Source organism: Sphingobium sp. EP60837 (assembly GCF_001658005.1).
GTDB lineage: Bacteria > Pseudomonadota > Alphaproteobacteria > Sphingomonadales > Sphingomonadaceae > Sphingobium > Sphingobium tyrosinilyticum.
In genome coordinates this window covers 1345198-1359578 of sequence record NZ_CP015986.1, presented here as the reverse complement: position 1 = coordinate 1359578, position 14381 = coordinate 1345198, and the positions used below count along the sequence as shown (strand labels likewise).

Annotated in this window: 15 protein-coding genes; 3 read left to right on the top strand and 12 right to left on the bottom strand. The window is 63.2% G+C overall.

The annotated features are described in order from the left end of the window. Nucleotides 1-16: 16 nt before the first annotated feature. From EP837_RS06630 to htpX, 9 genes are all read right to left on the bottom strand, one after another. Nucleotides 17-430 carry a GtrA family protein gene (locus tag EP837_RS06630; RefSeq protein WP_225870507.1) on the bottom strand — a complete coding sequence of 138 codons (414 nt, stop codon included), beginning with the start codon at nt 428-430 and terminating at the stop codon, nt 17-19. A 10-nt stretch (nt 431-440) separates the two neighbouring features. Further along, the gene (locus tag EP837_RS06625) at nt 441-1967 is read right to left on the bottom strand and encodes an NAD(P)/FAD-dependent oxidoreductase (protein ID WP_066525653.1); all 1527 of its coding nucleotides are present in this window, start codon (nt 1965-1967) and stop codon (nt 441-443) included. A gap of 118 nt (nt 1968-2085) precedes the next feature. Next, nucleotides 2086-2421 carry a UrcA family protein gene (locus tag EP837_RS06620; protein WP_066525651.1) on the bottom strand — a complete coding sequence of 112 codons (336 nt, stop codon included), beginning with the start codon at nt 2419-2421 and terminating at the stop codon, nt 2086-2088. Nucleotides 2422-2602: 181 nt separating this feature from the next. Continuing rightward, nucleotides 2603-4192, bottom strand: a complete 1590-nt coding sequence (purH, locus tag EP837_RS06615) for a bifunctional phosphoribosylaminoimidazolecarboxamide formyltransferase/IMP cyclohydrolase (protein ID WP_066525650.1) — start codon at nt 4190-4192, stop codon at nt 2603-2605. Between the two features lie 90 nt (nt 4193-4282). After that, a complete protein-coding gene (locus EP837_RS06610; protein ID WP_066525648.1) occupies nt 4283-6052 on the bottom strand; it encodes a heparinase II/III family protein in 1770 nt (589 codons plus the stop codon). Beyond that, a complete protein-coding gene (rpe, locus tag EP837_RS06605; protein ID WP_066525646.1) occupies nt 6049-6711 on the bottom strand; it encodes a ribulose-phosphate 3-epimerase in 663 nt (220 codons plus the stop codon). Before rpe ends, EP837_RS06610 begins: the two co-directional genes overlap by 4 nt. Before the next feature lie 90 nt (nt 6712-6801). After that, entirely contained in the window at nt 6802-7287 is a 486-nt protein-coding gene (locus tag EP837_RS06600) for a diguanylate cyclase (RefSeq protein WP_066525644.1), read from the bottom strand. A gap of 32 nt (nt 7288-7319) precedes the next feature. Beyond that, complete coding sequence (locus EP837_RS06595) at nt 7320-8612, bottom strand: RsmB/NOP family class I SAM-dependent RNA methyltransferase (RefSeq protein ID WP_066525642.1); 1293 nt, start codon at nt 8610-8612, stop codon at nt 7320-7322. Between the two features lie 112 nt (nt 8613-8724). Beyond that, complete coding sequence (htpX, locus tag EP837_RS06590) at nt 8725-9654, bottom strand: zinc metalloprotease HtpX (protein ID WP_237234877.1); 930 nt, start codon at nt 9652-9654, stop codon at nt 8725-8727. An 88-nt stretch (nt 9655-9742) separates the two neighbouring features. On the opposite strand from htpX, the gene EP837_RS20400 reads away from it, so the two are divergent. The 3 genes from EP837_RS20400 to EP837_RS06580 all read left to right on the top strand — a co-directional run bounded on the left by EP837_RS20400 (nt 9743) and on the right by EP837_RS06580 (nt 11527). Next, nucleotides 9743-9916, top strand: coding sequence for a DUF1674 domain-containing protein (locus tag EP837_RS20400; RefSeq protein ID WP_082919566.1), 174 nt, complete (start codon nt 9743-9745; stop codon nt 9914-9916). A gap of 196 nt (nt 9917-10112) precedes the next feature. Beyond that, nucleotides 10113-10541, top strand: a complete 429-nt coding sequence (locus EP837_RS06585; RefSeq protein ID WP_066528867.1) for a hypothetical protein — start codon at nt 10113-10115, stop codon at nt 10539-10541. Between the two features lie 86 nt (nt 10542-10627). Continuing rightward, nucleotides 10628-11527 carry a UTP--glucose-1-phosphate uridylyltransferase gene (locus EP837_RS06580; protein ID WP_066525636.1) on the top strand — a complete coding sequence of 300 codons (900 nt, stop codon included), beginning with the start codon at nt 10628-10630 and terminating at the stop codon, nt 11525-11527. A 113-nt stretch (nt 11528-11640) separates the two neighbouring features. Here the strand turns inward: EP837_RS06580 and ssb are convergent, their stop codons facing one another. From ssb to EP837_RS06565, 3 genes are read right to left on the bottom strand one after another with little or no spacing between them, the layout of a single operon-like run. Next, nucleotides 11641-12192: a single-stranded DNA-binding protein gene (ssb, locus tag EP837_RS06575; RefSeq protein WP_066525633.1), complete on the bottom strand. Its 552-nt coding sequence runs from the start codon at nt 12190-12192 to the stop codon at nt 11641-11643. 49 nt (nt 12193-12241) lie between these two features. Beyond that, complete coding sequence (gene feoB / locus EP837_RS06570) at nt 12242-14104, bottom strand: ferrous iron transporter B (RefSeq protein ID WP_066525627.1); 1863 nt, start codon at nt 14102-14104, stop codon at nt 12242-12244. Continuing rightward, a complete protein-coding gene (locus EP837_RS06565) occupies nt 14101-14358 on the bottom strand; it encodes a FeoA family protein (RefSeq protein WP_066528863.1) in 258 nt (85 codons plus the stop codon). The genes feoB and EP837_RS06565 overlap by 4 nt, the downstream gene beginning before the upstream one ends. Nucleotides 14359-14381 lie beyond the last annotated feature (23 nt).

Below are 14381 nucleotides of genomic sequence, written 5' to 3'. Positions count from 1 at the left end.
CAGGCCCGACCGGACCCTAGCTAACGGCGAAGACGCCATATTTCCGGATCGCGTAAACCGACAGGAAGCTAACGGGAATGGCGAAGAGCTTGCCGATCGCAGGCGCCAGCCCTGCAGCGCCGAGCGCGCTGATCAACCCCGTGGTAATGCCAAGGCCTACGGCCGCGCTCACCACGAAGCCCAGGCGTTGACCATGCGTCGGCCTTCGGGCCGAAGTGAAGACGAAGCGGATGCTGATCAGCCAATGGAGCAAGAGCCCGCCAACATAGCCGATCGCGCCAGCCGCTGCAGGAGTGATGTTCAGCCGCAGCAGCGCCAGGAACAGCAGCATGTCGCCTGAAAGCGCACACAGGCTCGCCAGCAAATAGCGGATGAATGTAAAGCGGGCGGCAATTGCCGCCGTCAGGCTGCCTAAGTTCACAGACGTCACTGCCACGCCTTCACGCGGCTTTGAGACGGCTGGGCACGAGCCGCAGGCTGCTAAGAGCGGCTTTCTGGCCTGCCGGGCCTTCGCCCTCTTCGCCCGCCTCATGATATTCAGCGTCTTCATTGACGGCCCAGGTATCGAACAGCCGCTGGCCCGCCTCGATGTTGCGCACCGTCATCATCGCCGTCATCATCGCATGATCCTGATTGTTGTAGCGATGCATGCCGTTGCGGCCGACCAGGTGGAGGCTCGGGTAAAGCTGCTCAAGCTCCGTCCGCATGGCCACCACATTGGCGGCATAATCATCGTCATAGACGGGATATGCCTTTTCCTGACGAACCACCGCGCCGCCGACGACATCCGCCGGGTCGCAAAGACCCAATATCGCCATTTCACGCTTGGCGAGGTCAATCAGTTCATCGTCGCGTGCGGACCAGAGGCCGTCGCCTTCGAAGCAGAAATATTCCAGTCCCACGCAGGCGAGCGAGGGGTCGGGCACCATCTCCGGCGACCAGCTGCGGAAATTCTGAATGCGGCCGACCTGTACCTTCGAATCATGGATGTAGATCCAGTTATCGGGGAAAAGATCGTCCGATTTGATCATCAGCGCCACGGTGAGGAAGTCGCGATATTTAAGCTCCATCGCGTTGCCCAGCGTCGCGGGCAAGGGATGGATGCGTCCGGCCAACTCGCGCATGGGCGCAGAACTGATGACATGCTTCGCCTTCAGCAGCACTTCGCCGTCAGCGCTTTGGGCGGCCATCTGCCAGAGCCCCGCCGCGTCATCGCGGGCAAGCTGCTTCAGGCTATGGGCCATCAGCACCTGATTGCCGCCAGCCACCACCGAATCGCGCGCGGCTTCCCACATCATGCCCGGGCCGAGGCGAGGATAGCGGAAGCTTTCCAGCAGCGTCTTGGTGGCCATGCCGTCATTGGGTCGCTTGTTGAGGCCGAGCGAGCGTTTCAACCCGTCCTTCACGGCTCCCCAGAGCGACAGGCCCTTGATCCGCTGGGCGGCCCAGTCGGCGGACATTTCGTCGCAGGGCATGCCCCAGACCTTCTCGGTGTAGGTCTTGAAGAAGATGGAGAACAGCTTGTGCCCGAACGCGTTCACCGTCCAATCTTGAAAGGATCGGACGGTGCGGTTGGGCAGCAGCTTGGCCTTTGCAAAACTCGCCATGCAAAGGGTCGAACGCCAAAGGCCGAGATTCCACAGCGCTTCGAAAGCGCGAAGCGGATAGCTGTAGAATTTCCCTTCATAATAAATGCGGCTCATCCGTGGCCGCTGGATGAAATCGTCCGGCAGAATCTCGTTCCAGAGATCGACAACCTCTTTCGACTTGGAAAAGAAACGATGGCCGCCAATGTCGAAGCGGAACCCGTTCAGTTCCACCGTGCGGCTGATGCCGCCGACATAAATCGGATCCTTTTCAATGACGGTGACCGAATAGCCTTTTTTGGTGAGCAGATAGGCCGCGGTAAGGCCGGCCGGACCTGCGCCAATGATGGCGACATCCAAATTCTGGTCGATACCCGGCATTCAATGCCCCCCGTAGGCTTGCTTCTACCATCGGGAGTGAAGGAAATCATCTAAGGAATGGTTAACGGCGGGGTAAGCATGACGGGGCCGCATGATGACGGCCCCGTTTGCCAGGCGATCAGCTCTGATGCTGCTGAGCAAGGCTTTCGAGGTCGTTGCGCGCGTCGTCGAGCGCGGCGCCATAGCAGGCGCGAAATTCGCGCGTCGGTTGCTGGATGGAGCCGTTCAGCCATCCGCAGACCTGCTTGGCCGCCCGCGTAATCCGCGAGTCGGCAAGGCGTGCGCCATGAGCGCTGGCGAGGTTGAGGTCGGCCACCGGCACCACGACGCTACGCGTTTCCGTGCCAGCGCGGCCATCCACGATTACGTTCATGTCATTGCTGAAAGCCGGCGCTGCGGCGGGAAGGGCTAGGGTCATCGCGGCGGCAAATGCCGCCAACGTCTTTCTGGTCATCCTCATATCTCCTGCGAACTTTTATGAAGGTCTGCCCAACGCCTGACGTGGGTGGAGGGTCGAGAGGAAAATAGGACCCCTGCAAGTGGATGAAAAGAGGCCAGTCGCTAGAAAGTGGCGGAAAAGCGTGATTTTTGCGGGTGCGAAAGGAAATGCCAGTCTTCGCACCCGCATCATATGCTTAGTGGCGGAAGTGCCGCATGCCCGTGAAGACCATGGCGAGCCCCGCCTCGTCGGCCGCAGCGATGACTTCCTCATCGCGGATCGATCCACCGGGCTGAATCACCGCCGTTGCGCCCGCCTCGACGGCAGCCAGCAGACCGTCGGCAAAGGGGAAGAAGGCGTCGGAAGCGACGGCCGAGCCTATGGTGCGTGGCTGTGCCCAGCCCGCCTTTTCTGCGGCGTCCTTGGCTTTCCAAGCGGCAATGCGCGCAGATTCCAGGCGGTTCATCTGGCCTGCGCCGATGCCAGCGGTGCTGTTGCCCTTGGCATAGACGATTGCGTTGGACTTCACATGTTTGGCGACGGTCCAGGCAAATAGGCAGTCGTTAAGCTCCTGTTCCGTAGGCGCGCGCTTGGTGACGACCTTGAGCATGTCGCGGCTGATCCGGCCATTGTCCCGGCTCTGCACCAGCATGCCGCCAGCGATGCTCTTGATCTGCAGGCCGGTGCGGGCCGGATCAGGCAGTTCGCCGGTCAGCAGCAGGCGGAGGTTCTTCTTCTTCGCAAAGATCGCCTTGGCGTCGTCATCAGCGTCAGGGGCGGCCACCACTTCGGTAAAGATACCGCTGATCGCTTCTGCGGTCGGACCATCCAGCGGGCGGTTTACCGCAATGATGCCACCAAAGGCCGACACGCTGTCACAGGCGAGCGCCGCTTCATAGGCTTCGATCAGCGTGTCGCCCGTCGCAACGCCGCACGGATTGGCGTGCTTGACGAGCACTACGGTCGGCGGACCATCGCGGAATTCGCTGACCAGCTCCAGCGCTGCGTCCGCGTCGTTATAATTGTTGTAGCTGAGCTCCTTGCCCTGGATTTGGCTAGCCTGGGCAATGCCGTTGGCTGAAGGCCCGAGCGGAAGATAGAGCGCCGCCGCCTGGTGCGGGTTTTCGCCATAACGCAGGGTCGATCCGAGCTTGCTTGATACAGCCAGCGTTTCGGGGAAATCCACACCCTGATCGGCAAAGGCGAACCAGCTGGCGATCATGGAGTCATAGGCGGCCGTAGCAGCATAAGCTTTAGCCGCCAGCATCCGGCGGAAGTCATAGCTGGTCGCGCCGCCCTTTTCGCCCATCTCTGCGATCAGGCGGGCATAATCCGCCGGGTCGGTGACGATCGCTACGCTTTCATGATTTTTGGCTGCCGATCGGACCATCGACGGACCGCCAATGTCGATATTCTCGATGATCTCCTCGCGCTCGGCGCCCTTGGCGACCGTCGCGGCGAAGGGGTAGAGGTTGACGACGACCAGGTCGATCGCGCCAATTTCATGTTCCTGCATCGACTCGACATGCTCGGGATTGTTGCGCACCGCCAGCAGGCCGCCATGCACTTTTGGGTGCAGCGTCTTGACGCGGCCGTCCATCATCTCGGGGAAGCCGGTGACGTCGGAAATATCCTTTACCTCCAGCCCAGCCTCGCGCAGCGCCTTGGCGCTGCCTCCAGTGGATACCAGTTCGACGCCATGTTTGCCCAGCGCCTGCCCCAGTTCGACAAGGCCGGACTTGTCCGACACGGAAAGAAGGGCGCGCTTGATGGTGACGTCGGTCATGAAGGGTCCTGTGTGCTGCAATGGCTCGCCGCGCCCTCTAATCCTGCTGGGCGGATGCGGCAAGCGATAGGATTTGGCGGGAGGGACTCGTCAACCCATCCGTTTGAAAAGCCACCCGATGGTCGATCCGCCAGGCAGAGCTTCGGCCGTGATCACGAGCTGGCGGCTTTCGTGGGGCCGGCCTTCGCTGTCCACCCACAGGCTTTCCTCGATCGCCAGCTTGCCGGTATTGGCGCGGAACTGCCATATCGCGCCAAGATCGATGCGCAGCAGGGCGCCCATTCCGTCCGCAGTCGCGGTGGGCTCTACCCCGGGGGCGAGGTGGAAGCGGAGCTGCGCGGGGAGTTTCACCGGCCTGCGACGGCGAGCAGCGGGGGTCAACATATCCTCACCGCGGATTTCCTTGCCGTCGCTGCTCACCAGCAGCAAGCGGCGATGAACATAGCCTAGCCGCCGGACATAGCCGTCATGGCTGATCTCGATACGGCTGCCGCTTTCCTGCTCCTGCCGGTGCAGTTCCACCTCGGTCACGCCGCGGCCCAGCGTGCCATCCGGCAAAAGGGCGGTGGAATTGCTGTCGTCGAGCACCAACGTGCTGTGCGCTGCGGTAGTGCGCAGCGCCTGCGCCAGTCCATCGGGCATCCATGCCCCGCTCAGCGCTGCGCCGCCGCAATTGACGATCAGCCGCTGCGGACCGTCGCTAATCTCGATCGCGGTGGTGGAAGCGCATCCCGCGTCCGCCAGTCTCGCAACGGGGGGCGGTGCGGCGTCGATCTGGACGATGGTGGTTCCGGCCACCAGCCGCTGATATCCCCAATCACTCGCTTGGCGAAGCGGACGGGCGCGCACTCGACTCGCGCGGACCACCGCTTCGATGGTGGCGGGATCGATGGCGCCAGCGCCTTGCCAGCTGCCAAGGCCGCCGTCGCCATGGCAAAGGCCGAGCAGCGCCGGAACCATCCGGCCGAGCGCTTCGGTGATGAACGCCGGGGCCTGCTCGCGGCGCACGTCATAGACGGCCCGCACCATCGTGAGCAGCATGATCGCTTCCAACTGATCCAGCGGTGAGCGGGACAGGATGCCGCCATCGCCATGGACGGCGTTTTCAATTGCTCGTTTAAGCCCCGCTTCGCCGAAAATCTTGCGTGCAGCGCCGCCCGGCAGCAGCATCGACGCCGCGACGATGCCGCCCCAGGAGACCAGACGCGGCAGGCCCGGCGGAGCCTTGTCCGCACCCCGGTCCAAGTGCCGGGCGGTGCGCGCGATGCAGTTGAGAACCAGCGAACGATAGACCAGATCGCTCGACGACAGGATCAGTGGCGCATGGGCCGACCAGAAGAGCAGCCGCCAGCCCGCATTGTCGGCGCGCCATGCTGGCTCGCTCGGCGTGTCGGCATGCACCTCCAGCCATTTGCGCAGCACCGCTTCCGCCACCGGCGCGCCTTGCTCGCGGGTTGCGGCCGAGGCGAGATCCCGCAACCAGGCGAAGCTGTGCAAATAGTCGGCGAAAGCGGGGATTAGCGCCAGCCGCTCGAAATCCAGCGCATTGATCGGCTGCTTCAAACCGCGAAACAGGAAATAGCCCGCGCGTATCGCCTGGCCCGCCTTGGGATCGCCAGGGATTTCATCATCCGGAACGGCGAGCAGCTTGAGAGGATATTTGCCCTTGAGCCGCCGTCCGTGAATCGGCGTCTTCCAACTCATCAAATAAAAGCGGTTGGCAATCCGTTGAGCCAGCGACAGCCCCTTGTCATCCGCGACGCGGATGAGCCGCTTGCCCTGTTCGATACCGTCGTCGGCTGGTTCTGATCCTGCCGGATCGGCGGTCGAAGGACTGGGATTGCGCTTTGCGTCGCTCACCCGCCCTTGAGCTTCCGGATATTGTCCGCATAGGCCGCCGGGCCGCCCCGAAAGGTGGCCGTGCCCGCGACCAGTACGTCCGCACCCGCCTCGATCGCGCGCGGCGCGGTGGTGAAGTCGATGCCGCCATCGACCTGCAGACGGATGTCGCGCCCGCTTTTTTCGATCATCTTGCGGATGGCTTCGATCTTGCGGAGCTGGTTTTCGATGAAGCTCTGGCCGCCAAAGCCCGGATTGACGCTCATCACCAGGATCAGATCGACATCGTCGATCAGATAATCGAGCATCTTTGCCGGGGTGCCGGGGTTCAGCACTACGCCCGCTTGCACGCCCAGCGACTTGATATGCTGGATCGAGCGGTGGATGTGTGGCCCCGCTTCCGGATGAACGGTCAGGATATCAGCGCCCGCTTGCGCAAAGGCGTCAAGATACTGGTCCACCGGCGAGATCATCAGATGAACGTCGAACGGCTTCTTGCTGTGGGGACGCAGCGCCTTCACCACACCGGGGCCGATGGTGATATTGGGCACGAAATGGCCGTCCATCACATCGATATGGATCCAGTCGCAGCCCGCCTCGTCGATGGCGCGAACCTCCTCGCCCAAACGGGCGAAGTCGGCGGACAGGATGGAGGGCGAGATAAGGATCGGGCTGGTCATCAACAGTCGGCTCTAGCCGCGCCTAGAGCCCAGGGCAACGCTCCTCTTCAAGCTTATCCACAGGGATTTTCGGCTCAGGCGGCCGCAGCTTCAAGGGAGAACGAAAATGGTCGGATCAAGCCCGCGTGAAGCCGCGGAGCCACGCGGCAAAAACTGCTTCACTCCATGCAGCGCAATTACCTGCGCACCCTTCAGGATCGGCGCGGTGATAAGGCGCATCGTGCAGTCGCCGCCGTCCAGCGGGCGGATTTCAACGTCCAGAGTGAAGCCCCGTCGATGCCGGATGGCATAGGCGCGCAGCCTTTCCATCGCCTCGCGCGAATCCGGTGCGTAGAGGGAGACGGCCAGGTCGCGGGGCACGACCATGTCCCGCTCTATCCCGAACAGATCATAGACGCCGCTGGTCCATGACAGACTATTGTCGCCAAGGTCGCAATGCCACAGGCCAAGGCCCCGCTCCGCCAGCGCTTCGTCGTCACGCGCCGTATGGTCGTCGAGCGTCGCCGATGCCAGATGCTGATGCAGGTCGTGCAGCGGCCAGCTATGGTGCAGGGGAAGGGGCTCGGTCGGGCGCACGCTGGACCTTTCTAGACGGCGCGAGCTTAAGATTATTGCGGGGCGCGGACAAGCCGGGCGATGAAAAAGCCGTCCGTGCCGCCCTCGTCAGCCAGCGTGTCCGGCAATGTGCGTAGCCAGCCTTCCGCACTGGGCTCAATGCCTTGGGGCAGTAGGGCCGTGTCTGCGGGCTTTATCGTGAAGTCGGAATTTTCCTGCAGGAACGCGTGCAGTTGTTCTTCACCCTCGGCCCGTTCCAGCGAACAGGTGGCATAAACCATCGTCCCCCCAGGCTTCAGCCATTGTGCCGCCCGTTTGAGCAGCGCCGCCTGCAACTCGGCAAGCTCATCGATTTGGCGCGGCCCGATCCGGTGCAGTACATCGGGATGACGGCGGTAGATGCCGGTGGCGCTGCACGGTGCATCGAGCAGAATGGCGTCGGCTGGCGCGGCGGGCTCCCATTGCCGCAGGTCGGCTTGCACAATGGCAGCGGAAAGGCCGGTTCGCTTCAGATTGTCGCTAAGCCGTTCCAGTCGTTTCTTCGATTGATCGACGGCCGTCACCTGCCATCCGGCGGCGGCGAGTTGCATTGTCTTGCCCCCCGGCGCTGCGCAGAGGTCGAGCACCGTCCGCTCCTCGCCCATAGCCAGAAGCCGCGCCGGACAGGATGCGGCAAGATCCTGGACCCACCAGGCGCCCTCGGCAAAGCCGGGCAGTTCTGTCACTGATGCGTGACTGGGCAGGCGGACATGGCCCGATGCTAAGCTCCGGCCGCCGAGCTTTTCGGCCCAATCGGCAGTCTCCGCCGGATCGCGCAGGCTGACATCGATTGGCGGACGTACCGAAAAGGCGCGGGCGGCCGCAGCAGGCATGGCCTCCCCCCAGAGCGCCGACCAGCGCGTGACCACCTCGGCGGGCAAGGTCGGCGGCTCGGGCAGGGTGGGGGCGGCGCGTGTGATCGTTCCGAAGACGCCGTGGACCAACTTGCGCGGCCCTCCATCGACCAGCGGCAAAGCGGTGGCGATCGCGGCATGAGGCGCTGTGCCCAACGCCAGCACCTGGATAAGCGCGATGCGCAAAACCATCCGCGCCTTGGCGTCGGAGGGAAGCGGCTGCCGAGTAGCGCCATCGATCAGCGCATCCAGATCGGGCAGGTGGCGCAAGGTTTCCGCAGCGATGGCGTGGACCAGCGCCCGATCGGCAGGCGCCAAACCCTGCGCCGCCCCATGCAGCGCTAGCTCCAGCGGATCGCCCCGCCGCAGCACGGCGTCCAGCAGGCGAAGCGCCGCCCGCCGCGTCGGGAGGCCGGGAATGTCATCGGATCGGGAGGCGAGGTGGCGTGCCATCAGCCGCGCCTAGGACAATCGGGGCGAAAAGTAACTACCGTTCGGCGCCCGTCGCCAACTTCGTCATCCCAGCAAAAGCTGGGATCTCCTGCGGGCAGGATGACCGAGCGACTCAGTCCCGGCGCAGCGGATCAAGCGCGCTCGACCGGCGGCGCATCGGCGTGGCCACAGGGCTGAGCGCCGACGCTCGCGGGGTGGGTGCTGCCGCTCCCGTCCTTCCCGCCATCGCTTCCAGCGCCGCGATGCGTTTTTCCGTTGCGGGATGGGTCGAGAAGAGTTCGCTCACATGTACTGGCACGATATAGAGCTGGGCAGCGGCCGGATTGCGCTGCGCGACCGGATTGGGGATCATCTCCGCCCCGCCCGAAATCTTGGCCAGTGCTGACGCGAGCGCGCGGGGATTGCCGCTGATCTGCGCACCGGCGGCATCCGCGCCATATTCGCGCGTCCGGCTGATCGCCATTTGGACGATCATCGCGGCAAAGGGCGCAACTATGACGGCCAGCAGCGTCGCGACGATGTTGCCATGGCCGTTTTCCTGGTCGCCGCCGCGGAAGAACAGCCCGAAATTAGCCAGCATGGAAATGGCGCCCGCAATCGTTGCGACCATCGTCATGATCAGCGTGTCGCGATTTTTTACATGGCCAAGTTCATGCGCCATCACGCCCGCGACTTCCTCACGGGTGAGCATGGACAGCAGGCCGGTGGTCGCGGCGACCGCGGCATGATCGGGATCCCGTCCGGTCGCGAAGGCATTGGGATGCGGCTCGTCGATCAGATAGACACGCGGCATGGGAAGGCCCGCGCGCTGCGCAAGATCACGGACCAGGCCATAATATTCGGGCGCGCTCTCGCTATCCACTTCCCGCGCATTGTGCATCGACAGCACGATCTTGTCGGCATTCCAGAAGGTGAAAAGGTTCATCCCCGCCGCCACCAGCAGCGCGATCACCGCGCCGCCGCTGCCGCCCAGCGTATAGCCCAATGCCATGAACAGCGCCGTCAGCGCAGACAACAGCATCACCGTCCTCATACCACTCACTTGTCTTTTACTCCCTCACGGCCCAGATAGCGGGCCGCGCATGAATATGGGATGGCCCGCGCGCCATCGCAAATGAAAGGCTTCGAACATGGGAACATTCAACGGCAAGCGCCCGGCGCACGTGAAGCCGCCTGCGCACCTGTCCAAGAGCCCGCCGTTGCCCCAACCCGACCCCCTCCATAACCCCTCACGGCACGAGGAAGAATTCAGCCCTGTCCGTTACGGGGACTGGGAACGCAAGGGAATCGCTATCGATTTTTGACTGGGTCGGTTTCAACCGCGATCGGTTCATCGCTGATTTGGCACGTCTTCCGCTGGCCTGTGCCCCCGTTGCGGGCGGTGTGACCCGCGCCTCTAGCCTTTACCGCCTTGTTCCGTGCAGGATTCGTCCGGGCAAAAGATCAAAACAGAGCCGGGGGTGGGTCGTGAATCATATAACCGAGATAAAGGTGAGGGCGGTGTCTGATTATGCGCCGGAGGATGCGGCGCTTCTCTGTGCCGTAGGTCGTCTGGTCTGTGCCTGGACGATGCTGGAACAGAGTTTGGAGGCGAAGATCGCCATGATGCGGGAGGCTATGGGTGACGTCCGAACCGTCGGCGCCCGGACCCGCCCGGGCATGGCGAAACTGATGACCGAACTCCGCACGATGGTGGCGATGCGCGACAAGCGCAACGCCAGCGCCCTGTCGGAGATTTCGGATATCGAGCGACACATGCAAAGGATCGATCGCTTCCGATCGCTTATCATTGGCGGCTTTCAGCAGCCTGCGCCCGGCGGCTTCACCTGCCGCGACGCGCGGAACAATCATACGCATGTCTCGCTTGATCATCTCGATGCGGAGATCTCTTCGCTCGAAACGGTGGCGCAGCGCCTGCTGGCCGTCTGACCGGGCGAGGTAATCCTCCCGCTATGCTTGACCTTTAAGGCGCGGAGGGCGAAGCCTGTCCGCGCGTCTAGCGAGAATGGAGTACCATGCCTTACAAGCCGATACGCAAAGCCGTGTTCCCCGTCGCAGGCCTCGGCACGCGCTTTCTGCCTGCAACCAAATCGGTGCCCAAGGAATTGCTGCCCGTCGTCGATCGCCCGTTGATCCAATATGCCGTCGATGAAGCGCGTGAGGCGGGCATCGAGCAGATGATTTTCATCACCGGCCGCGGCAAAGGCGCGATCGAGGACTATTTCGACATGGCCTATGAGGCCGAGGCGACACAGCGCGAACGCGGCAAGGATCTGTCTGCCCTGGACGGCACGCGCCTTGCCCCTGGCAACGCCGTCTTCCTGCGCCAGCAGGAGCCGCTGGGCCTTGGTCACGCCATATGGTGCGCCCGCGATATCGTGGGCGACGAACCCTTCGCTATCCTGCTGCCCGACGAATTCATGAAGGGCGCACTTGGCCGGGGATGTCTCAAGCAGATGGTTGATGCCTATAATCAGGTGGGAGGCAATCTGGTCTGCGCGCTTGAAGTGCCGATGGCCGAAACGCCTAACTATGGCGTGATTGATCCGGGCAAGCGCGATGGGGCGCTGACCGAGATCAAGGGTCTGGTGGAAAAGCCTGCTCCAGGCACCGCTCCATCCAACCTCATCCTGCCGGGCCGCTACATCCTGCAGCCGGAGGTCATGAAGATCCTGGAGACCCAGGAAAAGGGCGCAGGCGGCGAGATTCAGCTGACCGACGCCATGGCGTCGATGATTGGAAAGCAACCTTTTCACGGCGTCACTTTCGACGGCCGCCGCTTCGATTGCGGGTCGAAGGCGGGTTATATCGAGGCGAACTTCGCACTGGCGCTCGAGCGCGAGGACTTGGGCGACCATATCCGCCGCTTCGCAACGGAAGAACTTGCCGCCACTCAGATCGCTGCGGCTGCCTGAAAGCGGCGCAAACCCTTTAGCCTCCGCTCATGCTGAACGAGGTTAAGGATGAGGAAAAAATAAAGCGCCCCGCCAACTGGCTGGGGCGCTTTTGTTTACCGAACGGCCACCCCTCAGAACGGCACTTCATCATCCAGGTCATTGTCGAAGTTCGGCCCGCCTGCGCCACCCCGGCCGCCGCCTGACGGACGGCCACCGCCGCTGCTGCCACCGAAGCCGCCGCCGCTACCGCCGAAATCATCGTAATCGCCGCCGGAACCACCGCCCCAGTCGCTACCGCCACCCTGCGACCGTCCGCCGCCCTGGCCACCACCCGCGCCGTCGAGCATCGTCAAAACGGCGCTCGGCCCCTGCAGCACGACTTCGGTCGTATAACGATCATTGCCTGACTGGTCCTGCCACTTGCGGGTCTGGAGCTTGCCCTCGACATAGACCTTGCTGCCCTTGCGCAGATAGCGCTCGGCGACGCCCGCCAGACCTTCGGAGAAGATCGCGACGCTATGCCATTCGGTGCGCTCCTTGCGCTCCCCCGAATTGCGGTCCTTCCAAGTTTCGGACGTCGCGATGCGGATGTTGCACACCTTGCCGCCATTCTGGAAGCTGCGGACTTCCGGGTCCGCGCCCAGATTGCCCACCAGAATGACCTTGTTGACCGAACCCGCCATATTTCCTCCGATACTTTGGAGGTTCTTATAATCGGCTGGCTTGCGGACGCTACCCTAAACCGATGGCGGTCGCCGTCCAAAAAGTCAGTCCAGCAGCCGCATAGGCCAGCGCGAAGAGGTAGCCGATCATGAAGAGCGGCCATTTCCAACCATTGGTCTCCCGCTTCGTCACCGCAATGGTCGAAATGCACTGCGGCGCAAAAACGAACCAGGCCAGGAAGGCGAGGGCGGTCGGCAGCGGCCAATTATCCTTTAGCCGGTCGCCCAAACTCCGCTCCAGCTTCGCCTCGTCATCGCCTGCGTCGAGCGAATAGACGGTAGCAAGCGCCGATACCGCGACCTCGCGCGCCGCCATGGCGGGGATCAGCGCCAGCGAAATGTCGCGATTGAAACCGATGGGTTCCAGCACGACGTTAAGGCCATTGGCGATGCGTCCGGCGATGGAATAATTCACCTGGCTGACGCCGCTATTCTCGGGCGTCTTGGGAAAGCTCAGCAACACCCATAGGATCACTGTCGATGTGAAGATGATGGTGCCCGCGCGCTTCAGGAAGATGACGGCGCGCTGCCATAGGCCCAGCAGTACGTCCTGCGGGCGGGGCCACTGATATTTCGGCATCTCCATCAGGAAGCCGCCACTTGCTCCCTTGGTGACGGTCATGCGCAGCACCAGCGCCACCAGCATGGCCCCCAGGATCCCCGCGACATAAAGACAAAAGAGGACCAGCCCCTGCAGCCCGATTCCCAACCCAACATTGCGGGCCGGGATGAACGCGCCGATGATGACCGCATAGACCGGCAGCCGCGCCGAACAGGTCATGAGCGGCGCGATCAAAATGGTGGTCAGCCGATCCTTGGGGTCCGCAATGGTGCGGGTCGCCATGATCCCCGGCACAGCGCAGGCGAAGGAGGAAAGCAGCGGGATGAAGGCCCGGCCCGATAGCCCGACCCGCGCCATCAGCCCATCCATCAGGAAGGCGGCGCGAACCATATAACCGGTGGCTTCCAGCATCAGGATGAAGAAGAATAGGATCAGGATTTGCGGCAGGAACACGACGACCGATCCCACGCCGTTGATGACGCCGTCCACTAGGAAGGAGCGCAGCAAGCCATCAGGCAGGGCGTCGCGGACCCCGTTGCTAGCCGCCTCGGCCATCCCCTCGATCATTGCGATCGGCGCTTCGGACCAAGCATAGACCGCCTGGAACATGACGAACAGCAGGCCCAGTAACAGGGCAAGGCCAGCAATGGGATGCAAGGCGACCCGATCGACCGCAGCGGTCAGGCGGCGCGACGGCGTTTCCCGTACCACTGCCGTCTGGGCGATGCGCCGCGCTTCGCTGCGCAGCATGTCGAAGTCGCGTGGCCCGCTGGAAGCCCGCACCAGGTGCGTGCTGTCGTCGAAAAGCGTGTCGAGTTCGGTGCGTAGATGGTCAAGCCCGCGCTTGCGGACGGCAACGGTGGGGATGACAGGCACCCCCAGCTCGCGTGACAGGATGGCGGCGTCCAGTTCCAATCCATCGCGGGTGGCGAGGTCCACCATGTTGAGCGCGATGACCGTAGGCAGGCCAAGCGAGAGCAGTTCAAGCGCGAACCGCAAATGATTGTCGAGGTTCGACGCATCGACCACGACGACCAGCGCGTCGGGCAGCCGTTCGCCCTGCTGCTTGCCAAGCACCACGTCGCGCGTCACCTGCTCGTCCGGGCTGGTGGGATTAAGGCTGTAGGTGCCGGGCAGATCGACCAGCTCGACCGGCCGTCCGTCCGACAGCGATAGGCGGCCCGCCTTCCGTTCCACGGTGACGCCGGGATAGTTGCCCAGCTTCTGTCGCGCGCCGGTCAGCGCATTGAACAGCGCGCTCTTGCCTGCATTGGGATTGCCGACCAGCGCGACCAGCGGCAGCGTGCTCATGTCTCATCGTCCCGGGGGCCGATGCACACGCTGATCGCGGCCGCATGGTTGCGCCGCATCGCTATGGTCATGCGTCCGACCTTGCAGGCGATGGGACCCCGTCCCAGCAGCCCGCCATGGTGCAGCGCTTCGACGCTTGCACCTTGGCAAAGCCCAAATTCGCGCAATCGCTGCCCGTCCGAAGCGGATAGCGCGCTCCAGTCGATCAGATCCACATAGGCGGGCTGGCGCAGCGGCAGTTCGGTCAGGCGCAAGGAAGGAAAACTCGCAGACATTA